The organism is Streptomyces solicamelliae, from assembly GCF_045348655.1.
GTDB lineage: Bacteria > Actinomycetota > Actinomycetes > Streptomycetales > Streptomycetaceae > Streptomyces > Streptomyces solicamelliae.
On record NZ_CP160404.1, the window covers coordinates 5956952 to 5979938 of the forward strand.

Annotated in this window: 21 protein-coding genes and 1 tRNA gene; 10 read left to right on the top strand and 12 right to left on the bottom strand. The window is 72.2% G+C overall.

The genetic code is table 11. The features are described from left to right. Window positions 1-73: 73 nt before the first annotated feature. The 5 genes from ABZO31_RS27490 to ABZO31_RS27510 form a co-directional block, all read right to left on the bottom strand. A complete protein-coding gene (locus ABZO31_RS27490) occupies window positions 74-844 on the bottom strand; it encodes an ABC transporter ATP-binding protein (RefSeq protein ID WP_406863978.1) in 771 nt (256 codons plus the stop codon). After that, window positions 841-3546, bottom strand: coding sequence for an ABC transporter permease subunit (locus ABZO31_RS27495; protein ID WP_406863979.1), 2706 nt, complete (start codon window positions 3544-3546; stop codon window positions 841-843). Before ABZO31_RS27495 ends, ABZO31_RS27490 begins: the two co-directional genes overlap by 4 nt. A gap of 12 nt (window positions 3547-3558) precedes the next feature. Next, window positions 3559-4815, bottom strand: a complete 1257-nt coding sequence (locus tag ABZO31_RS27500) for an ABC transporter substrate-binding protein (RefSeq protein ID WP_406863980.1) — start codon at window positions 4813-4815, stop codon at window positions 3559-3561. A gap of 137 nt (window positions 4816-4952) precedes the next feature. Further along, entirely contained in the window at window positions 4953-6776 is a 1824-nt protein-coding gene (locus ABZO31_RS27505; protein ID WP_406863981.1) for an AMP-dependent synthetase/ligase, read from the bottom strand. A 293-nt stretch (window positions 6777-7069) separates the two neighbouring features. After that, window positions 7070-7936, bottom strand: coding sequence for a LysR substrate-binding domain-containing protein (locus ABZO31_RS27510; RefSeq protein ID WP_406863982.1), 867 nt, complete (start codon window positions 7934-7936; stop codon window positions 7070-7072). Between the two features lie 118 nt (window positions 7937-8054). Here ABZO31_RS27510 and ABZO31_RS27515 point away from each other — a divergent pair, with 118 nt between their 5' ends. Together ABZO31_RS27515 and ABZO31_RS27520 are read left to right on the top strand one after the other, a co-directional pair. After that, complete coding sequence (locus tag ABZO31_RS27515) at window positions 8055-9104, top strand: bile acid:sodium symporter family protein (protein ID WP_406863983.1); 1050 nt, start codon at window positions 8055-8057, stop codon at window positions 9102-9104. A 63-nt stretch (window positions 9105-9167) separates the two neighbouring features. Continuing rightward, a complete protein-coding gene (locus ABZO31_RS27520; RefSeq protein ID WP_406863984.1) occupies window positions 9168-9554 on the top strand; it encodes a (2Fe-2S) ferredoxin domain-containing protein in 387 nt (128 codons plus the stop codon). 13 nt (window positions 9555-9567) lie between these two features. Here ABZO31_RS27520 and fdhD read toward each other — a convergent pair whose 3' ends face one another. Further along, window positions 9568-10431 (bottom strand): formate dehydrogenase accessory sulfurtransferase FdhD, encoded by an 864-nt coding sequence (fdhD, locus tag ABZO31_RS27525; RefSeq protein ID WP_406863985.1) that lies wholly within the window; start codon window positions 10429-10431, stop codon window positions 9568-9570. A 220-nt stretch (window positions 10432-10651) separates the two neighbouring features. On the opposite strand from fdhD, the gene ABZO31_RS27530 reads away from it, so the two are divergent. Continuing rightward, on the top strand, window positions 10652-11602 hold the full coding sequence (locus ABZO31_RS27530; protein WP_406863986.1) for a beta-ketoacyl-ACP synthase III: 951 nt from the start codon (window positions 10652-10654) through the stop codon (window positions 11600-11602). A 37-nt stretch (window positions 11603-11639) separates the two neighbouring features. On the opposite strand, the gene ABZO31_RS27535 is transcribed toward ABZO31_RS27530, so the two are convergent. Beyond that, on the bottom strand, window positions 11640-12911 hold the full coding sequence (locus ABZO31_RS27535) for a DUF2254 domain-containing protein (RefSeq protein WP_406865499.1): 1272 nt from the start codon (window positions 12909-12911) through the stop codon (window positions 11640-11642). A 247-nt stretch (window positions 12912-13158) separates the two neighbouring features. Here ABZO31_RS27535 and ABZO31_RS27540 point away from each other — a divergent pair. The 4 genes from ABZO31_RS27540 to ABZO31_RS27555 all read left to right on the top strand — a co-directional run bounded on the left by ABZO31_RS27540 (window position 13159) and on the right by ABZO31_RS27555 (window position 16200). Beyond that, window positions 13159-13243, top strand: a tRNA-Leu gene (locus ABZO31_RS27540). A 361-nt stretch (window positions 13244-13604) separates the two neighbouring features. Next, window positions 13605-14876, top strand: coding sequence for a cytochrome P450 (locus ABZO31_RS27545; protein WP_406863987.1), 1272 nt, complete (start codon window positions 13605-13607; stop codon window positions 14874-14876). A gap of 2 nt (window positions 14877-14878) precedes the next feature. Continuing rightward, window positions 14879-15295 (top strand): hypothetical protein, encoded by a 417-nt coding sequence (locus ABZO31_RS27550; protein WP_406863988.1) that lies wholly within the window; start codon window positions 14879-14881, stop codon window positions 15293-15295. Between the two features lie 191 nt (window positions 15296-15486). Continuing rightward, window positions 15487-16200, top strand: a complete 714-nt coding sequence (locus tag ABZO31_RS27555) for a DUF4352 domain-containing protein (RefSeq protein WP_406863989.1) — start codon at window positions 15487-15489, stop codon at window positions 16198-16200. 13 nt (window positions 16201-16213) lie between these two features. Here the strand turns inward: ABZO31_RS27555 and ABZO31_RS27560 are convergent, their stop codons facing one another. Genes ABZO31_RS27560 through ABZO31_RS27575 form a run of 4 tightly spaced genes read right to left on the bottom strand, consistent with a single transcriptional unit; the run spans window position 16214 to window position 18762 of the window. Continuing rightward, on the bottom strand, window positions 16214-16924 hold the full coding sequence (locus ABZO31_RS27560; RefSeq protein WP_406863990.1) for a class I SAM-dependent methyltransferase: 711 nt from the start codon (window positions 16922-16924) through the stop codon (window positions 16214-16216). A gap of 4 nt (window positions 16925-16928) precedes the next feature. After that, on the bottom strand, window positions 16929-17768 hold the full coding sequence (locus ABZO31_RS27565; protein ID WP_406863991.1) for a metallophosphoesterase family protein: 840 nt from the start codon (window positions 17766-17768) through the stop codon (window positions 16929-16931). A gap of 41 nt (window positions 17769-17809) precedes the next feature. Continuing rightward, window positions 17810-18292, bottom strand: coding sequence for a hypothetical protein (locus ABZO31_RS27570; RefSeq protein ID WP_406863992.1), 483 nt, complete (start codon window positions 18290-18292; stop codon window positions 17810-17812). Continuing rightward, complete coding sequence (locus tag ABZO31_RS27575; protein ID WP_406863993.1) at window positions 18286-18762, bottom strand: ATP-binding protein; 477 nt, start codon at window positions 18760-18762, stop codon at window positions 18286-18288. The genes ABZO31_RS27570 and ABZO31_RS27575 overlap by 7 nt, the downstream gene beginning before the upstream one ends. A 209-nt stretch (window positions 18763-18971) precedes the next feature. Here ABZO31_RS27575 and ABZO31_RS27580 point away from each other — a divergent pair, with 209 nt between their 5' ends. The 3 genes from ABZO31_RS27580 (at window position 18972) to ABZO31_RS27590 (ending at window position 20954) form a co-directional block, all read left to right on the top strand. After that, window positions 18972-19835, top strand: a complete 864-nt coding sequence (locus tag ABZO31_RS27580; RefSeq protein ID WP_406863994.1) for a helix-turn-helix domain-containing protein — start codon at window positions 18972-18974, stop codon at window positions 19833-19835. Then, a complete protein-coding gene (locus ABZO31_RS27585; protein WP_406863995.1) occupies window positions 19836-20072 on the top strand; it encodes a DUF397 domain-containing protein in 237 nt (78 codons plus the stop codon). Window positions 20073-20144: 72 nt separating this feature from the next. Continuing rightward, window positions 20145-20954, top strand: a complete 810-nt coding sequence (locus ABZO31_RS27590) for an SAM-dependent methyltransferase (RefSeq protein WP_406863996.1) — start codon at window positions 20145-20147, stop codon at window positions 20952-20954. 28 nt (window positions 20955-20982) lie between these two features. Here the strand turns inward: ABZO31_RS27590 and ABZO31_RS27595 are convergent, their stop codons facing one another. Beyond that, window positions 20983-22899, bottom strand: coding sequence for a M64 family metallopeptidase (locus ABZO31_RS27595; protein ID WP_406863997.1), 1917 nt, complete (start codon window positions 22897-22899; stop codon window positions 20983-20985). Window positions 22900-22987 lie beyond the last annotated feature (88 nt).

The following is a 22987-nucleotide window of genomic DNA, read 5'->3' on the forward strand; positions in this document are numbered from 1 at the left end:
GGGACCTTGCTGCCGTCGGTGGCGTTGCTCACGAGCGGTCGATCCTTACGGTCGTCGATGGGTACTCCCCCCTTCAACGAGGATCCGGCGGAGCGCATTCCGTCACACCCGCCTCCGTGCTGCCGAGATACGCGTCCCGGACGGCGGGATCGGCGCGGACCCGCGCGGGGGAGCCCTCGGCGAGCACCTCGCCCAGGTCGAGCACGACGACACGGGAACACAGGTCCATGACGAAGCCGACGTCGTGCTCGACCAGCAGCACTCCACAGCCCTCCTCGGCGGCGAGCCGCCGTACGACGCCGGCGAGGCGCTGCCGCTCCTCCTCGGTCATCCCGGAGGCGGGCTCGTCCAGGAGCAGCACGCGCGGCGGCTCGGCCAGCGCCCGGGCCAGCTCGGCGGTCCGGGCGAGCCCGACGGGCAGCGTGCCCGGGTACGCCCCCGCCAGCCCGTCGAGCCCGCAGGCGGCGAGGACCTCGGCGGCCCGCGCCCGGGAGCGCGCGGTGCCGCCGCGCCGCCACCGGCCGCCCTCCTGGGCGACGACCAGGTTGTCGGCGACGGTCAACTGCCCGAAGAGCTGCTGCCGTTGGAACGTGCGGCGCATCCCGTGCCGGGCCCGCCAGACGGGCGACCGCGCGGTGACGTCGACACCGGCGAGCCGTACCCGCCCGGCGTCGGGCCGGCGCATCCCCGACAGCACGTCGAACAGCGTGGTCTTCCCGGCGCCGTTGGGCCCGATGAGCCCGCAGATCTCGCCCGGGCGGACGGCGACAGAGACGTCGTGCAGCGCACGCACGCCGCCGAACCGCACACCGATCCCCGACGCTGCCAGCACGGCGTCGTTCATACGCCTGCCTTCCATCCCAGATAGGCCTCGGTGAGCCGCTCGGGGTCCACCTCCGCGCGGGGGCCGCACCAGGCGACCCGGCCCCGCGTCAGGTACGCGACGGTGTCCGCGATGCCCAGCACCTCGGCGGCCTTCTCCTCGACGAGGAGCAACGCGGTGCCGGCGTCCCGGAGTTCGGTGAGCAGACGGTGCACCTCCTCGACGACCCGCGGGGCGAGCCCGAGCGACGGCTCGTCGGCGACGAGCACGGCGGGCGGCCGCTGCAGTAGTGGTGCGAGCGCCAGCAGTTGCTGCTCGCCACCGGACAGCGCCCCGGCGGCGACGGCCCGCCGCGCGGCGAGCGCGGGGAAGCGCGCGTACACCGCGGCGCGGTCGTCGGGGTCGGACAGCCGGAGCGCGAGGTTCTCCTCGACGGTCAGCCCGGCGAAGATCCCCCGCCCCTCGGGCGCCAGCAGCACCCCGCGCCGCGCCCGCTCCACGACGGAGTCCCCGGTGGCGGCCCGCCCGGACACGTACACCTCCCCGTGCGTGGCCCTCAACACCCCGGCGGCCACCCGGCAGACGGACGACTTCCCGGCCCCGTTGGCCCCGAGCAGCACGACGATCTCCCCCCGCCGCACGGAGAGATCGACCCCTTCCACGACAGCGGCCCCGCCGTACCCGGCCCGGACGCCCCGCAACTCCAGCGCGGGCGTCTCACCACCGTCCGCAGCGGTGGCAGGGACCCGGCGACCCGCCCCCGGTTCCGGGAAGGGGCGGGGCGGGGGAGCGGCCGCGCCGGCGCCGCCCGCCCGCGCCCGCCGCCGCGCGTGCAGCCGCGTGGGGACCGCCGCGCAGTAGCCGTCCGGGTCGTTCGCCAGGGCGAGGCCCGCCAGGCCGAAGAGGATCACCGGCAGATGCGCGGACTCGGTCACGTACTGCGACAGCAGATGCGGGACCAGCGCGTACACCAGTCCCGCCACCACGGCGAACTGCGGCCGGCGTACCCCCGCCGCGACCACGACCGCCAGCCACACCAGCCCCGTCATCGCGGTGAAGTCCGTCGCCGTGATCCGCGTGTTGTACGAGGCGTACAGCACGCCCCCGAACCCCGCGAGCCCCGCCGACACCGTGAACAGCAGCAGCTTCGTCCGTACCACCGACACCCCGGACGCCGCCGCGGCCGCCGGCGCCGAGCGGACCGCCAGCATCGCCCGGCCCCACGGTGACTCCCGCAGCCGGGTCAGCCCCCAGACCACCGCGCCGCACAGCACCACCAGCGCCACCCCGAACGCCCGGTCGTCGCTCAGGTCCAGCGGCCCGAGCACCGGCCGCGGCACCTCCCACCCGGTGTCACCGTTCCGCAGCCACCGGAACTGGAACAGGACCTGGTCCGCCAGGAACGCCAGCGCCAGCGTGGCGAGCGCCAGTGACCGCCCGCCCAGCCGCAGCGCAGGCAACGCCACCACCGCGCCAAGGAGCGCCGCCGCGACCGTCCCGACCAGGGCCGCCGCCGCGAACGGCACCCCGCGGCTCATCAGCAGCCCCGCCACCAGCGCCGCGCCCGTCACGAACGTCGCCTGCGCCAGCGACACCATCGCGCCGAGCCCGGTCACCACCGTGAACGACAGGAACACCAGCCCGATCGCCAGCCCCTGCGCCAGGATCCCGCTCCAGAAGGGCGTGGTCACCGTGTAGAACGCGAGCGCCGTCAGCGCTCCCGCCGCCGCCCACACGCCCCACCGCCGCGCCCACGACCGGCCCTCCAGATAGTCCACCGGCGGCGGGTCCACCGCCGCCGTCCCCGCGGCCCGCTGCCGCCGGGCCAGGACCAGGAGTCCGCCGAACAGGATCAGGAACGGCACCGCCGTACGGAAACCGGTCAGCGACTCCGCGAACGACGCGTACCCCGCCACCAGGTTCTGCAGCACCCCGAGCCCGAGCCCGCCCGCGAACGCCAGCGGCACGGACGTGAACCGCCCCAGCACCGCCGCCGTCGCCGAGACGAAGAGGAACAGCGTGTAGTCGTGCGCCGAGAGCCCGAGCAGCGGCGTGGCCAGCACGCCCGCCAGGCCGGCGAGCCCCGACGACAGCATCCACGCCACCGACGACAGCCGGTCCGCGTCGATCCCGCGCAGCTCCACCAGCGCCCGGTCGTCGACCGACGCCCGCAGCCGCAGCCCGAGCCGGGTGTGCCGCAGCAGCAGCCACAGGGCGGCCGCCGCGACGGCCGTCGCCAGCCAGGTGATCAGCTGGTCGGAGTCCACGCCGACCCCGTCCAGCGGCTGCCAGGACACCGCCGGGCTCGGCCCGACCCCCGGCAGCCCGAACTGGTTCTCCGCCGGCTTCACCGGCGCGCCCGCCCGCTCCAGCAGTTCCACCAGTCCGAGCCCCGCCGCCGGCAGCGCGACGAGCAGACCGATGGTGGCGACGATCTGCGCGGTCTCGCCGACCTTCGCCAGCTTGCGGAACATCAGCCGGTCCAGCCCCCAGCCGATGCCCGGCGCGACCACGAACACCAGCAGCAGCGCCGTCGGCACGGCCGGCCAGCCGAAGCCGGAGTGCAACTCGTAGAAGGTCAGCGCGCACAGGTACGCGGTCGCGCCGTGCGCGAAGTTGAACAGCCCGGAGGCGGAGTACGACAGCACGAGCCCGGTCGCGAGCAACGCGTACAGCGCACCCGAGACCAGACCGCTCAAGCCGAAGCCCAGCAGGTCGCCCACGGTCGCCGGCCCCTATCCGAAGGGGATCGGCTCGTAGCACGTGAACGGCACGGCGATCTCGTACCGCCCGTTCTTCAGCCGCACCAGGGCCCCGCAGCCGAAGCTCTCCTTCTGCCCGCGCGGCTCGGCCCGGTCGCCGACCAGCGTGCCGTTGTCGGAGAAGCCCGCGGCGGCCTTCTGGAAGGACTCCACGGTGAGGTCCTTGCCGGCCTCGGCGGCGATCGACAGGAAGAGGTCGGCGCTCATGTACCCGGTCATCATGTGCATGTTGAGCGGTACCTCCTTGCCGCCGGCCGCCTTCCTGATGTCCGCCTTGAACTGCCGCATCGCCGGTGTGTCCGCCTCGAAGGGCTGGAACTGCAGCAGGACATGCACCCCGTCGAGGGCCTGCCGGGTGGCGTCCTTGGCGAGCAGCCCGGGGTCGTAGTCCGTCGGGTCGGACAGCACGCCCCGGTACCCGGCCCGCTTCAGCGCCGTGAACAGGCCGATGTTGTACGGGGTCTGCATCACCGAGATCACCGCGTCCGGCGCCCCGCCGTTCGCCGAGCGCAGGATCTCCTTGGTGTACGCCGACCAGTCGCTCGGCAGCGAGGTCGCGGGCACGGCGGCCTTCGCGTACGCGACCCGGTAGCCGGCCGCCTTGAAGCCCTGGGTGAACGTGCGGATGCCGAACTTGCCCGCGTCGTTGTCGTTGGCGAGCAGCGCGACCGACTTGCCGCGGGCCCCGCCGAGCACCGTGGCCAGGCCCTCCGGCCAGGTCTGGTTGAGGGTGCCGCCCGGCATGGGGACGAGGCAGCCGTTGAATCCGTAGATGTGCTTCGGTCCGCAGAACGACGGCAGCGTGCCCCAGCCGATCGTGGGCACTTTCTGTCTGTCGAGGAAGTCCGCACCGGCGAAGGTGACCGAGCTCATCGGCGCGACCGCGAACACCTGCTCCTGCTGGACGAGTCTGCGGGCGGCGGCGAGGTTGCGTGCCGGGTCCTGGCCGTCGTCCTCGGCGCCCAGGTACTCGATTCTCCGGCCGTTGATGCCGCCTTCGGCGTTGGCGCGCGCGTAGCGGGCGCGCGCCCCGAGGTCGGTGTCCTTCTTCGAGTAACCGCTCGCGGTGGTCATGGAGACGATGCCGCCGACCTTGACCGTGTCGGCGGTGACTCCGCGTACGGAGTCGCCGGGCTTCTGGGAAGTCCCGCCGGTGGAGGCGGAGTTGCAGGCGGTGGCCAGGAGCAGCGCCGCTGCCGCGGCGGCCAGGGTGCGGATCGGTCGCAACACGTCGGTCGTCCCTCCGTCGAGTGACCGCATTCTGTGACCGACCTGATGAACCGTCAATAACTGATGCAGCGTCAATTGACGATGCGTCAGGCATGCTGTCCCCGGCGCGCCGGGGGAGCCGCCGCGGCGGCACGCCCTCACCCGTACAGCGCGTCGACCTCCGTCGCGTACGCCTGCTCGATCGCCTTCCGCTTCAGCTTCAGCGACGGCGTGAGCAGCCCGTGCTCCTCGGTGAACGGATGCGCCAGGATCCGGAAGGTACGGATCGACTCCGTCTGCGAGACCAGCGTGTTGGCCGCCACCACGGCCCGCCGGATCTCCGTCTCCAGCGCGGGATCGCGTACCAGCTCCGCCGGTGTCAGCGACGTACGCCCCTGGATCGACAGCCAGTGCTCGACGGCCTCCGGGTCGATGGTGATCAGCGCCGCGATGTACGGCCGGTCGTTGCCGACCACGATGCACTGGGCCACCAGCGGATGCTGGCGCACCCGCTCCTCCAGACCCACGGGCGAGACGCTCTTGCCGCCCGAGGTCACCAGGATCTCCTTCTTGCGCCCGGTGATCGTCAGATAGCCCTCCTCGTCCAGCGCGCCCAGGTCCCCGGTGGCCAGCCAGCCGTCGTTCATCACCTGCTGCGTGGCCTGCGGATTGTTCAGGTACCCGGAGAACACGTGGCCGCCGCGCAGCCACACCTCGCCGTCCTCCGCGATGTGCACCGTCGTCCCCGGCACCGGCATGCCCACGGTGCCGTACTTCGTGCGCTCCGGCGGGTTCGCGGTCGCCGCGGCCGACGACTCCGTCAGCCCGTACCCCTCGAAGATCGTCACGCCCGCGCCCTCGAAGAACAGCCCGAGCCGCCGCTCCATGCCCGAACCGCCGGACATCGCGTGCCGCACCCGTCCGCCCATCGCGTCGCGGACCTTCGTGTACACCAGCTTCTCGAAGAACTGGTGCTGCACCCGCAGCGTCGCCGACGGCCCCGGCCCGAGCCCGAACGCCTTGTGCTCCAGGGCCTCCGCGTACTTCACCGCCACGTCCACGGCCTTGTCGAAGGCGCCGGCCTTCCCGCCGCCCTCCGCCTTGCGCCGCGCCGCGTGGAAGACCTTCTCGAAGATGTACGGCACCGCCAGGATGAACGAGGGCCGGAACGCCGCCAGATCCGGCAGCAGCGCCGACGCCTGCAGCACCGGCTGGTGCCCCAGCTTCACCCCGCTGCGGATCGCCGCCACCTCCACCATCCGCCCGAAGACGTGCGCCAGCGGCAGGAACAGCAACGTCGACGCCTCGTCACCGGGCTTCGAGTGGAACACCGGCTCCCAGCGGCCGGTCAGCATGTCCGACTCGAACATGAAGTTGGAGTGGGTGATCACGCAGCCCTTCGGGCGGCCGGTCGTGCCCGAGGTGTAGATGATCGTGGCGGTCGACTCCGGCGTCACCGCGCGGCGGTGCCGGTGCACGACCTCGTCGTCGATCTCCGTGCCCGCGTCCGTCAGTTCCTCGACCGCGCCCGCGTCCATCTGCCACAGGCGCTGCAGCCGGGGCAGCCGGTCCACCACCGAGCCGATGGTCATCGCGTGGTCCTCGTGCTCCACCACGCACGCCGTGACCTCGGCGTCGTGCAGCATCCACAGCACCTGATCGGCGGACGAGGTCGGGTACACCGGTACCGACTGGGCGCCGATCGCCCACAGCGCGAAGTCGAAGAGCGTCCACTCGTACCGCGTACGCGACATCAGCGCGACCCGGTCGCCGAACCGTACGCCCTGCGCGATCAGTCCCTTCGCCAGGCCCAGCACCTCGTCGCGGAACCGCGCCGCGGTCACGTCCTGCCACACACCCGACGCGTCCTTGCGTCCCAGGACCACCTTGTCGGGTGTCGCCGAGGCGTGATCGAAGACGGCGTCCGCCAGACCCCCGACCTGAGGCGCCGCCTCGACCGGCGGCACGGTGAACTCGCGCAATGAGCTGCTCCTCGCCCTGCTCCCCGGAGCGACTGGTGACGCCCCGCACGGCGCCGGTGACGGTACCCCACGGGGAAGCCGGGCGGGAGGGCCTTCACCAAGTCCGGACATCCGGCATCAGTACAGGTCAGCGCCGGAAACACGGCCAAGGAACTGGCGTTCGGGGCCGGTTGCCGACCGGTCGGTACGTCGCGCGCAGCCGAATCTCCACAGAATCCGTACCTGCCTGTCACGCGGCGACCAGGGGTGAGCGATTTCGGCCACCGCTCAAGGTGGGTGCTCCGGACCGCCCCTCAGCGCGGGCGCTGCAGCCGGTCGCCGCCGGCCAGGATCGCCGTGGCCAGCGCGTCCGCCGCCTCCTGCGTCGCGCCGCCGCGCCGCCCCTTGCGGAGGACGAAGTCCACGCCGCCGAGCTCCGGCAGTCCCGCCCGCGCCGGCACCGGCTCCAGGCCCGGCGGCACCAGGCCCCGGGTGTGGGCCATCACGCCGAGGCCCGCCCGTGCCGCCGCCACGTTCGCGCTCAGGCTGCTGCTCGTGCACGCGATCCGCCACGGCCGGCCCTGCGCCTCCAGCGCCTCCAGGGCGCGGGCCCGGGTGATCCCCGGCGGCGGGAAGACGATCAGCGGCACCGGACGGTCCGGGTCGAGCCGCAGCCGGGGCGCCCCGATCCAGATCAGCGCGTCCTGCCAGACCAGCTCGCCCTGGGTCTCCTCGCCCCGCCGCTTGGCCAGGATCAGATCGAGCCGCCCCGCCTCGAGCCGGGCGTTCAGGATCCCCGACAGCTCGACCGTCAGCTCGAGGTCGACCTCCGGGTGCGCGCGCCGGAAGGACTCCAGGATCTCCGGCAGCCGGGTCAGCACGAAGTCCTCCGACGCCCCGAACCGCAGCCGCCCGCGCAGCCGGGTCCCGGCGAAGAACGCGGCGGCCCGCTCGTGCGCCTGCAGGATCGTGCCGGCGAAGCCGAGCATGGCCTGGCCGTCCTCGGTCAGCTCCACGCTGTGCGTGTCCCGCGTGAACAGCGGCCGCCCCGTCGCATCCTCCAGCCGCCGCACGTGCTGGCTCACCGTCGACTGCCGCAGCCCGAGCCGGCGCGCGGCCTGCGTGAAGCTCAGGGTCTGCGCAACGGCGAGGAAGGTGCGGAGCTGGGAGGTCTCGTACACCTCGCCAGGCTAACGCGGTCATCGCGATCCGTGATGACAGTCAGTGCGCTGTACGGGATTCCCGATCGGCGGCGGGTCGAGGAGGATGGCAGAGCAATCGAACCGAGAGCCGTCGCACATGAGCCGCCGCACCACCCTCCTGCCGTCCCGGCTGCCGATCGACCCGTACATACTCCTGTTGCTCGGGACCGTGGGCCTCGCCGCGCTGCTGCCCGCGTCCGGCACGGCCGCAGACGTCGTCGGCGGGGCGTCGACCGCCGCGATCGCGCTGCTGTTCTTCCTGTACGGGGCGCGGCTCTCGACCCGTGAGGCGCTGGACGGACTGCGTCACTGGCGGCTCCACCTCACCGTCCTGATCTGCACCTTCGCGGTCTTCCCGCTGCTCGGTCTGGCGGCGAAGGGGCTGGTCCCCGCCGTCCTCACCCCGCCCCTCCACAGCGGACTGCTCTTCCTCTGCCTGGTGCCGTCCACCATCCAGTCGTCGATCGCCTTCACCTCGATCGCCCGCGGCAACGTGCCCGCCGCGATCTGCGCGGGCTCCTTCTCGTCGCTGGCCGGCATCGTGCTCACCCCGCTGCTCGCGGCGGCGCTGCTCGGCGGCAGCGCGGGCGGCTTCTCCGCCGACTCGCTGCTGAAGATCGTCTTCCAGCTGCTGGTCCCGTTCCTCGCCGGCCAGGCCCTGCGCCGCTGGATCGGCGGCTTCCTGCTGAGGCACAAGAAGCTCCTCGGCTACGTGGACCGCGGCTCGATCCTCCTCGTGGTCTACACGGCCTTCAGCCAGGGCATGGTCCAGGGCATCTGGTCCCAGGTCACCCCGGCCAGGCTGGCGCTGCTGCTCGCCGTCGAGGCGGTGCTGCTCGCGGTGATGCTGGCGCTGACCTGGTACGGCGCGAAGCGCCTCGGCTTCGGGCGGGCGGACCGCATCGCGATCCAGTTCGCCGGCTCGAAGAAGAGCCTCGCCGCCGGACTGCCCATGGCGAGCGTGCTGTTCGGCGCGCAGGCCGCCCTCGCCGTGCTGCCGCTCATGCTGTTCCACCAGATGCAGCTGATGGTCTGCGCGGTGATCGCCAGGCGCCGGGCGCGCGACGAGGAAGGAGCGGAGCCCGGCGAGGAGGAGGCGGAGACGGTGGGGCGACGGCCCGATCCCGCCACCACCGTCCAACGATGATCATCCGGGCGGCTACGGTGCTGCCATGCCCGCACTTGATGCCCCGGACGCGGACGGCGCCGCGTGAACCGTCCCCCGATACGCGCCTTCGGCCCCCGCCCCTGCAGCCTGGTCGTCTGCCGGGGCTGCTGCTGCGGCGACCCGCGCAAGAACCCCGGCACCGACCACGCCGCCCAGCTCGCCCGGCTGCGCGCCGCGGCCGCCGCCTCCGGCGGTCGGCTCGTCGTCCGCACCAGTGACTGCCTCGGGCCGTGCGCCCAGGCCAACATCGTGGTCGTCCAGCCGTCCACGGAGGGCCGCCGGCGCGGCGGCCGGGCGGCCTGGATCGGCTTCACCCTCGACGACGACGCCCTGGACGACATCCTCGCCTGGACCGAGGCCGGCGGCCCCGGCATGGCGAAACCCCCGGCCACCCTGGAACTCCAGATGGTCGACCCGCCGAAGAACTGACGAGTCCGACCCATCAGGCCCTGGCGGCGCCGGTCCCGGCCCCGGCCTCCAGGGCGATGCGGTGGTCGCCCGCGTACACGTTCATGTCGTCCCCGCGCAGGAAGCCGACCAGCGTCAGCCCGGTCTCCGCGGCCAGGTCCACCGCCAGCGAGGACGGCGCGGACACCGCGGCGAGCACCGGGATGCCGGCCATCACGGCCTTCTGCGCCAGCTCGAAGGAGGCCCGCCCGGACACCAGCAGCACCGCCCGCCGCAGCGGCAGCAGCCCCGCCTGCAGCGCCCGGCCGACCAGCTTGTCCACGGCGTTGTGCCGGCCCACGTCCTCCCGTACGTCGAGCAGCTCGCCGTCCTCCGAGAACAGCGCCGCCGCGTGCAGCCCGCCCGTCCGGTCGAACACCTTCTGCGCGGCGCGCAGCCGGTCCGGGAGTGCGGCGAGCAGTCCGGGCGTCAGCCGCAGCGGCGGCTCGTCGGCGATCGCGAAGCGGGCCGTGGTCCGTACCGCGTCGAGGCTCGCCTTGCCGCACAGCCCGCACGACGAGGTCGTGTAGACGTTCCGCTCCAGGGTGATGTCGGGGACCGCGACGCCCGGCGCGAGCTGCACGTCCACCACGTTGTACGTGTTCGTGCCGTCGTCCTTGGCACCGGCGCAGTACACGATGTTCCGCACGTCCGAGGCCTCCGCGAGCACCCCCTCGCTGACCAGGAACCCGGCGGCCAGCGCGAAGTCGTCGCCCGGCGTGCGCATGGTGATCGCCAGGGGCCGGCCGTTCAGCCGGATCTCCAGCGGCTCCTCCGCGACCAGGGTGTCGGCGCGGGCGCCCGCGTCCACACCGCCCCGGATCCTTATGACGCGGCGTCGTTCGGTGACCCGTCCCATGCCCACACCCGATCCTGCGAAGACTCGACGTCACCCATTGTCCTGCACGCGCGCGGCCGGCCCCGCCGCGGAGCGGCCGTTGTGGCGGTCTCCCAACCCGCTCGGGGGAATCTTGGTGGTTTACCTCAGGGGTTACTGATCAGTCGCTGGCAAGACTGGGAAATTCCTGCACGCCGAGGAAATTCCTGCACGCCGTACGAACGTCAAGGGGGTCCCGGGCATGACCGGCTCTCGCATCGCCGGGCTCGGCCACTATCAGCCCGCCAAGGTGCTGACCAATGCCGACCTGGCCGCGCTGGTCGACACCAGCGACGAGTGGATCACCAGCCGGGTCGGCATCCGCACCCGGCACGTCGCGGGCCCCGACGAGCCGGTCGACGAGCTCGCCGCGCACGCCGGCGCGAAGGCGCTGGCCGCCGCCGGCCTCGCCCCGGCCGACGTCGACCTCGTGCTCGTGGCCACCTCCACCGCGATCGACCGCTCCCCGAACACCGCCGCCCGCGTCGCCGCCCGGCTCGGCATGACCGCCCCGGCCACCCTCGACCTCAACGTGGTCTGCGCCGGCTTCACGCACGCCCTGGCCACCGCCGACCACGCCGTACGGGCCGGCTCCGCGCGCCGCGCCCTGGTCATCGGCGCGGACAAGATGACCGAGATCACCGACTGGACCGACCGCACCACCTGCGTCCTGGTCGGCGACGGTGCGGGCGCGGTCGTCGTCGAGGCCACCGACGGCACCGAGGAGACGCCCGCGATCGGCCCGGTGCTGTGGGGCTCGGTCCCGGAGATGGGCCACGCGGTCCGGATCGAGGGCACCCCGCCGCGCTTCGCCCAGGAGGGCCAGGCCGTCTACCGCTGGGCCACCACCCAGCTCCCGCCGATCGCCCGCCAGGTCTGCGAGAAGGCCGGGCTGGCGCCGGAGGACCTCGCCGCGGTGGTGCTCCACCAGGCGAACCTGCGCATCATCGAGCCCCTCGCGCAGAAGATCGGCGCGGTGAACGCGGTCGTCGCCCGCGATGTCACCGAGTCCGGCAACACCTCCGCCGCGTCCGTCCCGATGGCGCTGTCCAAGCTCGTCGAACGCGGGGAGATCCCGTCCGGCGCCCCGGCCCTCCTCTTCGCCTTCGGCGGCAACCTCTCGTACGCGGGCCAGGTCGTCCGCGTCCCCTGACCCGCGACATCCCCTGACCCGCGCCGCCCCGGCCGGCTCAGCCGATCCCCTGGCGGTCCGGCTCCAGGGCGAAGATCCGGTCCGCGGGTTCGACGGTCGTCCGCTCCACGATCTCGACGAGGAGCGCGCGGTGGCGCAGCAGCGGTTCCCGCCGCTCCTCCGGGGCGAGCGTCAGCAGGTCGTCCAGCCCGGCGAGCATGCGCCGCGAGATCTGCGGGTTGCCGGGGGCACAGCCGCGCAGCTCGGTGAGGCCGAGGTCGACGAGGTCCGTCCAGCCCGGCACCTCCTGCACCAGCCGCACCACGCCCTCGCGGTCGAGGTGCCCGACCGTGCCGAGCGGCCGCCGGGCGAGCGCGGCGAGGAACTGGACGATCCGGTCCAGGCACTGCACCGCGGTGGTCGGGTCGTTGACCGCGGGGGAGAGGGCCCGCAGCCCGATGTCGGCGAGCTGCCGCAGGCCGAAGCCGAGGTCCTGGTGGAAGGTCCGCTCGACGCCGACGTACACGGTGGACCTCAGCCGGCGGCGCAGCCGCCCCCCGTGCACGGCCAGCAGCGGCGTCCCGGGCACCACGAAGTCCCCGATCCGCGGCACCAGTCGCAGGACGACGCCGTACCGGCGCGCGGCACGGACGAGCAGGGCGACGTCGACGTCCCGTACGACTCCGGCGCGGCCGCGGTGCATCAGGTACTCGTCGGGCTCCCCGAGACCCTCGGCGACGTCGGCGTCGGACCGCGGGGTCTTCGCCAGGACCCGGAACGACTCGGTGGTGATCCGGTCCACCACGTGTGCCACGCGCATCAGGCGCAGCGTGGAGTTCACGTACGCCACGAACAGCATCAGACTCAGCAGCACCATGATCAGCGTCAGCAGCGACTGGATCAGGGGCACGGTCGCGACGAGCCGCGGGTCGGCCGCGGCGTCGTACGAGGTGAGCACCAGCAGCGACAGCAGGAAGGTCGCCAGGAAGACGGAGAAGGTCGCCTTGGTGATCCGGCTCCGGATGAAGATCCGCACGATGCGGGGGCTGAGCTGCCCGATCGCCATCTGCAGGGCGACGAGGGAGATCGAGAAGACCACACCGATGAAGGTCAGCATGGCGGAGCTGACCGTGGTGACGATGGTCTTCGCGTCCTGGGTGATCCCCATCAGCTCGCGGACGGCCTCGTGCTCCCCGGAGTCCTTCAGCGACGCGATGATCGCCTCGTCCAGCTCGGCGCAGCCCCACCACAGCAGGAACACCGCCGCCATGGCGGCCATCGGCGCGAACCAGAAGGTGTCCCGCAGATGCTCCCGCACCGGGGACAGCATCCTGGGCCTGCGGTACTCGGACAGGTAGCTCACCGGCGCAGGCTAAGGCTCCCTCGCACCTCTCGCTACCGCAGGCGCACAGTCTGTCACTCAGCGTCCACCGCAAGCCACGAGATCCCCCAGACCCCGACAATCCGGTCCCCGACCCCCCACTGACCACGGAAAACGCTGGTGAAAGCCGCCGGGAACCCCTGGTAGAGTTATCCATGTCGCCGCGGGGAACACCCCAAAGCGGCAAAAACACCTAGTCCGGGTGGCGGAATGGCAGACGCGCTAGCTTGAGGTGCTAGTGCCCTTTATCGGGCGTGGGGGTTCAAGTCCCCCCTCGGACACTCTCTGTAGTGCATGGATGAGGGTTGTGACGCAACGTCGCAACCCTCTCTCGCGTTTTCCGCACTCGCCCGCCGTCCTCCGCTCGCCGCGCGCCGGTCGCTGTCCTCCGTCCGCCGTCCGCCGTCCTCCGCTCGCCGTCCTCCGCTCGCCGTCCGCCGTCCTCCGCTCGCCGTCCTCCGCTCGCCGTCCGCCGTCCTCCGTCCGGCTCCGGTCGGCCGATCGCGTTCTCGCCCCGCGACGATCACCTAGCTCATACGATCCAAGTCCGAACTGACGTACTCAGGAGTCGACTTGAGACCTCAACCCGCAGGGCCGCCCGGACCGCCGCCGGGATGCCCGGCCCACAACAGTGGCGGCCGAGTGCCGCTGTACGGGCCGGAGTTCGCGGCCGATCCGCAGGGGTACTACGCCTACCTGCGCCACTACGGTCCGACGGCGCCCGTGGAGCTCGCCCCCGGGGTGGAGGCGACGCTCGTCACCGACTACGCGACGGCACGGCAGTTGCTGCAGAACTCCGGAACCGCGTTATCCAGGGACTCGCGCCGCTGGCGCGATCTCGGCGAAGGTCGGATCCCCCTCGACAGCCCGGTCCTGCCGGTGCTCGGGTACCAGCCCCACTGCGTGTTCGCCGACGGCGCGGAACACCACCGGCTGCGCCAGGCGATCACCGACAGCATGAACCGCGTCGACGCGGGCCGGCTGACCCGGACCACCGAGCAGGTCTCGGACTACCTCATCGCCCGGTTCAGCCCCCGCGGATCGGCCGATCTGCTCGGCGACTACGCCGGGCAGGTGCCGCTGATCGTGTTCAACGAGATCTTCGGCTGCCCCGCCGAGATCGGCGACCTCATCGTGTACGGCATCACCGGCATGTTCGACGGGGTCGACGCCGGCCGGGCGATCCGGGTCCTGCACGAGGCCGTCGGCGAACTGGTGGCGCTCAAGCGGGCCGCGCCGGGCGACGACGTCACCACGTGGCTGACGCAGCATCCGGCGGCGCTGAACGACGGGGAGCTGATCAACGAGCTCTGCGTGCTGTTCGTGGCGGGCAACGAACCGCTGCGGAACCTCATGGGCAACACCCTGCACCGCCTGCTCACCCTCGACCGGCGGGCCCGCGTGAACGTCCTGATCGACGACGCGATCAACGACACGCTGTGGGAGAACCCGCCCATCCAGAACTTCTCGGCGCACTACCCGGTCGCCGACATGGACCTCGGCGGCCGGGAGGTACGCGCGGGCGACCTGGTCCTGGTCAGCCTGGCGGCCGCCAACACCGACCCGGCCCTGGCGGCCGCGCGCCAGGCGCCCGGCAACCGGGCCCACCTCGCCTGGAGCGCCGGACCGCACGCCTGCCCCTCCAAGGAGCCCGCCCGGCAGATCACGGTGACCGCCGTCGAGAACCTCCTGAACCAGATCCCCGACGTCGAACTCGCCGTACCGGAGACCAGCCTGACCTGGCGCCCCGGCCCGTTCAACCGGGCCCTGGCGGCACTTCCGGCCCGCTTCACCCCCGTCCAGCCCATGCGCCGCCGCGTCGCCCCCGCCGCCCCCGAGCCGTCCCGGATCGAGAGCCGAAGCACTGAACACACCGGCCTGTGGAGCCAGTTCCTCACCTGGTTGAAGGGATGACGATGCACACGGACGCAGCCCTGGTCCTCTTCTCGGCCGGGCTCATCCTCCTCGCCGCCATGCTGCTCGGCGTGTGGAAATGGCGTGCCATGGCGTCGTCACCGGACGGCCGAGCGCACCGCTACATCGACGTCGCCCACCAGGCCGCCCTGCTGTACTCCTTCGCAACGGCCGTCCTGGCAGCCCTCGTCCAGTTCTCCGCCTGGCCACAAGCCGTGAACCTGACGGCGGCCGCGGTGGTCGTCACCCTCTTCGCCTCCGCGATCGCCAAATACACCTGGCTCGGCCTCAAAAAGACCACCCAGAACCAGATGCACAACGCCCCGAAGAGCACGAACCGCATCATGTACGTCCTCGCAGCCGGCGAAATAGGCGGCCTCACCGTCCTCCTCACCGGCTACGCCACAGCCCAGCTGTGAACCCAGCCTTCCGAGGCCCCGCGCGTGCCCGCATCTCTCCGCAGGGATGGCGGGCACGCGCGTCATGACGGCGACGCCGTCGGGCGGCAGTTCGGAACGTTGCTCCCGCACGGACGACCGCATGCGCTGTTGATCTGCTCGGCTTACGCTGACGGTGTCGAAGTGCGCCGTTCTGAGCGGCGGAGGCATGCATGGCCAAGGAGAAGGTTCCAGGTCCGCCGCCGGGCGGCAGCGCCGGAGGTCCCGCCGGGCCGCCGGCCGGGCCGTTGCAGAGTCGGCCGTCGCAGGCGCCGCCGCCACGGAGGCGGTGGGTCGTCGCCCTCATCATCGCCTGCGTGGTGGCCCTGACGGTGGGTGTTGTGGGGATTTTGGTCGGCGTCGGCGCGTTCGGGGAGGACGAGGGCGGCAATGGGGCCTCCCGGCAGACCGCCGGGCCCCCGACCGAGGCAGCCACCAGCATTGCGCCGTCCGCGGCGGACAGTCCGTCGCCGGCCGGTGGCACTGCTGACGTCCATGCCTTCGGCGATACGCAGAAGTATCCGGACGGGATCGAGGTGACCGTGTCCGGGCTCAAAACCTTCACGCCCTTCGAAGGCGCCGCCGGACACAAGGCCGGATACAAGGCGGTGTCCGTCGACGTTGCGGTGACCAACGGCAGCGACGCGAGGTTGGAGCTGGCGACCGTGGCGGTACGGGCTCGGGACGGGGACGGCCGAGAGCTCGCCACCGTCGCCGACGCGGAGAGCAATGTCCTGGGCCTTTCCGGAGCCGTGCTTCCAGGTAAGAAGGCCATCGCCACGTACGGCTTCGACCTGCCACCGGACGCCGGGCAGGTGGTGGACGTCGAGGTCACCGTTGGGTTCAGTAGTAGGCCGTCCGCCTTCTGGAGCGGCAAGCTGCCCTGACCGCGCCCGCCTCCTACACCTTCCGCGCCGCCACCAGCCGGCAGGCCGGGCTGCCGTCGTCGCGGCGACCCAGAGCCTCCATCGGGTACAGGTCGACCTCGAAGCCCGCGTTCTGGAGGTCGTGCAGGACGTCGGTCAGGGGCCAGGTGCGGTAGTACATGACGAAGGGCGGGCTCCAGATCGCGTTGCGTACGCGCATCACCGCGTCGAAGGCCCACAGGGTCCAGTACTCGCGGGAGCCCACGCGGGGTGGGGCCGGTTGGGGGAAGGCGAGGAGGGCGCCGGGGCGGAGGCTCGCGTGGATCTCGGTGAAGACGCGGGGGCGGTCGCGGGGGAGGAAGTGGCCGAAGGCGCCGAGGCTGATCGCCAGGTCGAAGGAGTCCCTGAAGGGGAGGGACAGGGCGTCTGCGCGGATCAGGGTGGCGTTCGGACGGGCCTGCTTCGCCTTCTCCAGCATGCCTGTGCTGAAGTCGACGCCGGTGACCCTGTCCGTGCAGACGGACTCCAGGACCGACAGGCCCGCGCCCGTGCCGCAGCAGACGTCCAGGCCGGTGGCGAAGGGGCCCAGCTCCTTCAGGGCGTCCGTCGTCGCCTGCAGCAGGCGGTCCGAGGTGCGGAACGGGGTGGCGTCGAACTTGGGGGCCAGGAGGTCGTAGCCGTGCTCCACCGACGACAGGGCCTGGACGGTGAGTTCGCGGAAGCTGGGGCCGTCTTCGGAGTACATCGCGTCAGTCTGCTTTCGGGAGGACCTGGCGGGGCCAGGGGCCCTGCTGGGCACGCTTGCGCCATTCTCTGGGGTAGCCCACCGAGACCTCCTCGAAGCGGACGCCGTCGTGGTGCGTGGTGCGCGGGATGTGGAGGTGGCCGTAGATCATCAGCTCGACAGGGTGGCGGACGTGCCAGTCCGCCGTCCGCTCCGTGCCGCACCACTGGGCGAACTCCGGGTGCCAGAGGACCGAGGTGGGGTCGCGGACCAGGGGGTAGTGGTTGACGAGGACGATGCGTTGATCATCCGTCAGTTCCAGCTGCTGCAGGCGTTGTTCCGTGTAGCGAATGCGTTCCGCGCACCATGCCTCGCGCGACTCCCACGGGTCCGGGTGCAGCAGGTACTCGTCCGTACAGACGATGCCCGCCTCCTTCGCCACCTCCAGCGACTGCTCCTTGGTCTCGGTGCCGGCCGGGCGCCAGGTGTAGTCGTAGAGGGTGAAGAGGGGGGCCACGGTCAGACGGCGGCCGTCCGGGTGCTGCCACACCGGGTACGGGTCCTCCGGCGTGTGGACGCCCAGGCCGCGGCAGATCTCGACCAGCCGGCGGTAGCGCGCCTCGCCGCGCAGCGTCACCGGGTCGCGCGGGTGGGTCCACAGCTCGTGGTTGCCGGGGGTCCACACCACCGTGTGGAAGCGGTCCGCGAGCAGCGCCAGCGTGCGCTCGATGTCCCCGAGGAACTCGGCCACGTCGCCCGCCACGATCAGCCAGTCGTCCTCCGCGGCCGGTTTCATCGCCTCGACGATCGCCCGGTTGTCCGGATGTCCGACGTGCAGGTCGCTCACTGCCAGCAGGCTGCCCATGCCGTCACAGTAATCGAGCGGGCCTCCGCGAGGTGGCTCAATCAGTCGATCACGCAGTGGCCCCGGCCCGCCGCCGGCGTCCAGTCCGGGGCCGTGCCCGTGAGCTGGCAGGCCAGGAGGTACAGGGGGATCGGGCCGGTGTAGGGGGACGTGCCGTCCGGGCGGTGGATCAGGCGCGCGCCGCGGTCGGGGATCACCGCGCCGGGCGCGTAGCAGGCCGGCAGCGGCCAGGTCAGGTCCAGGTCGGAGCCCTCGGGGACCAGCCACCACCACCAGTCACGGTCCGCGTACACACAGCCCTTGGCCGGCAGCCGGGACAGCACGCGGAAGCCGTGCCGGGCCGGGACGCCCACCGCGTCGCAGCCGAGGTGGGTACGGAAACCGGGTGGGGGTACGAGCCGTACCTCGCCCCGCGAGCCGACCGCGACCGCCGCGACCCCGTCCTCGAGCGAGGTACGCGACGACGGGATGCGGCCGACGGGTCCGCCGCGCCGCCCGAGCAGCGTGGCCATCGACCTCAGCACGGCAGCTCCGTGCCGTGGGCCAGCTCCGCCCACACGACGCGTCCCGTCCCGTGGCCGGTCGGTTCAGCGCCCCACGCGCTGCACACCGCGTCCACCAGGATCAGTCCGCGGCCGCGCTCCTCCTCGCCGCAGTCCCGGATGCGGGGGCCCGCCGCGCCGCCCTCGTCGTGCACCGATATCCGCAACCGGTCCTGTCCTTCGCGGAGTTCGCAGACCACGCGGGCGCTGCCGGTGTGCACGACGGCGTTGGTGACCAGTTCGGAGACGACCAGCGCCACCGTGTCGCGGACGTCCTCCCCGCAGCCCCAGAGCGTCAGCCGTTCCTGGGCGAGCAACCGGGCCCGGGCCACCGAGGCGGTGCGGGCGGGAAGCTCGAAGGCGAACCGCCGGACCTGGGGACGGGGCCGGAGGTCGTCGATGTGCGGCCGCGGGTCCATGAGACTCGGGGTGAGCGCATTACCAGAGGCCACGACCGGTTCCTAACAGTGGGGAAGCAGTGCAGAGCCCCGCCCCGACCCGGGCGTGACGCGGCAGCCGCGTGAACTGGTTCACCGGAATACTGTCCTCCCGACTCGGACACTTGGCAAGTGGCACTCTGAAAATTCCAGAGTGCGGTGTTCTCTCTGACGGGCTCGCGTGGCACACTCGTCGAGAACCAGCGCGTCGGGGAGGTCTGAGAGTGAGCGAGCCGCGGTCCGCCCCCACGGTGGGACAGGTCGTACTCGGCAAGCGCCTGCAGGACCTGCGCGAACGCGCGGGCCTCAAGCGCGAGGAGGCGGCCAGGATCCTGCGGGTCGCCCCGGCCACCGTCCGCCGGATGGAGACGGCCGAGGTCGCGCTGAAGATCCCGTACGTGCAGATGCTGCTCAAGGCGTACGGGGTCACCGACGAGGAGGCCGACGGCTTCGTCCTGCTCACCGAGGAGGCCAACCTCCCCGGCTGGTGGCAGCGCTTCCACGACGTCCTGCCCGGCTGGTTCTCCATGTACGTCAGCCTGGAGGGGGCGGCCAGCCTCATCCGGGCGTACGAACCCCACTTCGTTCCCGGACTGCTGCAGACCGAGGACTACGCGCGCGCCGTCATGCGCAGCGGAGCCGTCGGCGCCAGCCGGGCCGAGGACATCGAACGCCATGTCGCCCTCCGCATGGAGCGCCAGTCCCTGCTCACCCGGGACGACGCCCCCAAGTTCTGGGTGGTCATGGACGAGACGGTGCTCCGCCGGCCCGTCGGGGACGGCCCGGAAGTGATGCGCGCCCAGCTCGACCGGCTGCTCGAGGCGAGCGAGCTGCCGAACGTCACCCTGCAGATCGCGGAGTTCGCGTCCGGCCACCACCCCGGCACCTACGGACCGTTCGTCCTCTTCCGCTTCGCCATGCCGGAACTCCCGGACATGGTCTACAGCGAGTACCTGACCGGCGCCGTCTACCTCGACGCGCGCCCGGAGGTGGCCTCCCATCTCGAGGTCATGGACCGCATGGCGGCGCAGGCCGCGACTGCACAACGCACGAAGGAGATTCTCCGGAGTCTCCGCAAGGAGCTGTGAATGATTCGCATATACAACGGCATGCCCGCCGCCGAGCTGGGTTCCGAGGGCTGGCACAAGCCCTGGAGCGGCGGGAACGGGGGCAACTGCGTCGAGGCCATGAAGCTGGCCGACGGCAGAATCGCCGTGCGACAGTCCGCAGACCCCGACGGCCCCGCGCTCATCTACACCCACGGCGAGATCGCCGCCTTCATCCAGGGGGCCAAATCCGGTCAGGCCGATTTCCTGCTCACCTGACCCTTCCGTCATCCCCCTCGCGTCGCATACCTGTAGTTCTGTACTCCCGCACCAACGACCCATGGAGCGCCGATGACCGGGCAGGACCCCGCCGCAGTTCGCATCGACACCAGCAAGCCGCACCCCGCGCGCATGTACGACTGGTTCCTCGGCGGCAAGGACAACTACCCGGTCGACGAGGAGATGGCCCGTCAGCTGCTGACGGTCGACGCGCGCGGCCGCGAAATGGCGCTGGTCAACCGGGCGTTCATGCACCGGGCCATCCGCTGGCTGGCCACCCACGGGGTCCGGCAGTACCTCGACATCGGCACCGGCATCCCGACCGAGCCCAACCTCCACCAGATCGCCCAGGGGGTCGCGCCCGAGTCGCGGATCGTCTACTGCGACAACGACCCGATCGTGCTCGCCCACGCGGCCGCGCTGCTGCGTTCCACGCCTGAAGGCGCCACCGAGTACATCCAGGCGGACGCCCGTGACCCCGAGGAGATCCTCGAACGGGCCGGAAAGACCCTTGACTTCACGCAGCCGATCGCGCTCTCGATGCTCGCCCTGCTGCACTTCGTCGGCGACGAGGACGGTGCCGAGGACATCGTCCGGAAGCTCGTCGAGAAGCTCCCTTCGGGCAGCTACCTCGTCCTGTCCCATGTCACCGGCGACTTCGACCCGGAGGGCGCGGCGAAGGCCGTCGGCATGTACAAGGCGCGCGGGCTGACGCTGCGGCCGCGTTCCCGCGACGAGCTGGCCCGCTTCTTCGACGGCCTCGAGTTCGTCGAGCCGGGCGTCACCCTCACCGCGGACTGGCACGCGGAGCTGGGCGAGCCCGTCCCGGTCGCCGGCGACGAGCCGATCCCCGGCTGGGCCGCGGTGGCCCGCAAGCCGTAGGGCTCACGGGCCGTACACGACCGGAGGATCAGCGACCCGCCGGGGGCGTCAGGGTGACGAGGAAGCTCCTCGCCGCCCCGGTGTTCCCGGCGGCGTCGATCGTGCGGTACTCGATCCGGTGCGTTCCGTAGTCCGGCGTCGCGTCGTCCCACGGCACCGCTCGGCTGCGGCCCAGCTTCCCGTACACCAGGCCGTCCACCTCCGTGCCCGACGGGGTGAAGCGGAACGGCGCGTCCGCGTCGGTCGGCCAGCCGTAGTACGTGTACCAGCCGTCGCCGTCGACCCGGAACTGGGTGACGACATGGCCCTCGCGGTCGTCCCGCGCGGTCAGCCGCATGGTGAACGGGCCGTCGTAGACGTACTCGACGGGCCGGCCCGGCCGCTGGACGGTCCGCAGCGGCTTCGACAGCTCGTACGCGGCCGTCGCCGGCCGGGCGTCCACGGTCCACCTCAACTCGGCCGCGGAGCCCGGGATCCGTGCCGTCAGCGTGTGTGTCCCCGCCGCGAGCCGCAGCGAACGAAGGTCCAGATCGCGGTCATTGCCCGGATTCGACACGTCCCGGCCGTCCAGCCGCCACCGCACCGGCAGGGCACGGTCCACGGGGTGCGTGGTGTCGGCGTGGACCACGGTCCGCCCGCCCACCGGGCTCGCGGTGGAGGTGTGACCGGTGAACGCCGGTACGACGGGCTGCGGTTCGGTCGTCAGCGCCGGGTCCACCGTCCAGCTCACCGTCCGGGTCAGCGCCGGGGAGGACCGGATCGCCGGGTCGCGGACGAACGGCGTCGGGTCGGTCACCGTGGCGGTCAGGGTGTGCGCGCCGGGGGAGAGGTCCAGCCGGCGCAGGTCGACGGTGCGGGCGTTCCCGGTGTCGAGCCGGCGGCCGTCCAGCCGCCAGACGACGGCGAGTTCGCCGCCGGCCGGGTGCAGGGTGTCCACCCAGACCGTCCGGTCCGCGCCGATCGGGGCGGAGTCGGGCGTGTGGTCCTGGACGAGGTTCACCCGCGCGGAGATCGCCTGCACCATCACCTCCCGCTCCACCTGGTCGAAGGCGTAGCCGAGGGTCTTCATCAGCGAGTGCCGGCTGGGCCGCCAGACTCCCTTCGTGCTGTACATCCCGCCCTCGTGCCGGCCGACGACCCCGCCGGACTCGCTCTCCTCGCCCAGCCAGCGCCACCACTTGGCGCGCTGCTCCTTCATCTGCCGCTCGGTGAGCAGGGTGTGGTGCGCGGAGTCCGGCTCCGTCCCCTCGTACGCGCCGCCGGGCACGCCGCGGCCGTAGTAGTCGTACTCGTCCTGGAGCCCGCCGAGCGAGTGGCCGATCTCGTGCGGGGTGATGAGCGCCGACAGGGCGTTGCCGCCGGAGGCGGTGGCGTAGCTGCCGCCCGCGCCGCCGTAGGTGTCGCTGTTGGCGAGCGCGACGATCTGCCGGTTCAGCGGGGTCGCGCCGGGAACGAGGTCGGCGAGCCGGCCCGCGAGCCGGCTGTCCACGGTGAGCAGCCGCTGCACGCTCGACGGGTTGCAGCCGCCCCAGAAGGCCATGCCGAGCGCGGTGTCCCGCAGCGGCGCGTCCAGGCCCGGGTCGCAGTCGACGCCGGACTCCGGCGAGGCGACCTCGACCGCCCACACGTTGATGTACGGGCGGTACGAGGCGAACGGCTCGATGCTCCACAGCACGTTGAGGTGCTTGTCGACGTCGGCCCGGAACGCGCCCAGCTCGCCCGCGGTGTAACCGTCGCCCATGACCACCAGGTTGAACCGCTTGTCGGCCGGACCGGTGGTCTGGATCGGGACGACGACGGCGGGCGGGTCGGCGGACGACGAGCCGGTGCCGGCCACGGCGTGGCCCGCCGCCGCGGGACCGGCGCCGACCAGGCCGGCGGCCAGCAGCAGGACCGTGGCCAGCGCGGCCGCCGCTCTGCGAAGACGAGTGCCAGGAGAGGTCATGGGGCGCGAGGTTAGGCGGCGACCCGAGCGTCGTAAAGGTGTTCGTCGGCCGTCCATGGAGTCGGTACCCAGCCGTTGCGGCGAGGTG

Coding starts and splice junctions, on each gene's coding strand:
- ABZO31_RS27595 (WP_406863997.1), bottom strand. CDS start 22,899: ATGACCTCTCCTGGCACTCGTCTTCGCAGAGCGGCGGCCGCGCTGGCC.
- ABZO31_RS27550 (WP_406863988.1), top strand. CDS start 14,879: ATGCACACGGACGCAGCCCTGGTCCTCTTCTCGGCCGGGCTCATCCTC.
- ABZO31_RS27585 (WP_406863995.1), top strand. CDS start 19,836: ATGATTCGCATATACAACGGCATGCCCGCCGCCGAGCTGGGTTCCGAG.
- ABZO31_RS27560 (WP_406863990.1), bottom strand. CDS start 16,924: ATGTACTCCGAAGACGGCCCCAGCTTCCGCGAACTCACCGTCCAGGCC.
- ABZO31_RS27535 (WP_406865499.1), bottom strand. CDS start 12,911: ATGCTGTCCCCGGTGCGGGAGCATCTGCGGGACACCTTCTGGTTCGCG.
- ABZO31_RS27490 (WP_406863978.1), bottom strand. CDS start 844: ATGAACGACGCCGTGCTGGCAGCGTCGGGGATCGGTGTGCGGTTCGGC.
- ABZO31_RS27565 (WP_406863991.1), bottom strand. CDS start 17,768: ATGGGCAGCCTGCTGGCAGTGAGCGACCTGCACGTCGGACATCCGGAC.
- fdhD (WP_406863985.1), bottom strand. CDS start 10,431: ATGGGACGGGTCACCGAACGACGCCGCGTCATAAGGATCCGGGGCGGT.
- ABZO31_RS27555 (WP_406863989.1), top strand. CDS start 15,487: ATGGCCAAGGAGAAGGTTCCAGGTCCGCCGCCGGGCGGCAGCGCCGGA.
- ABZO31_RS27530 (WP_406863986.1), top strand. CDS start 10,652: ATGACCGGCTCTCGCATCGCCGGGCTCGGCCACTATCAGCCCGCCAAG.
- ABZO31_RS27590 (WP_406863996.1), top strand. CDS start 20,145: ATGACCGGGCAGGACCCCGCCGCAGTTCGCATCGACACCAGCAAGCCG.
- ABZO31_RS27515 (WP_406863983.1), top strand. CDS start 8,055: ATGAGCCGCCGCACCACCCTCCTGCCGTCCCGGCTGCCGATCGACCCG.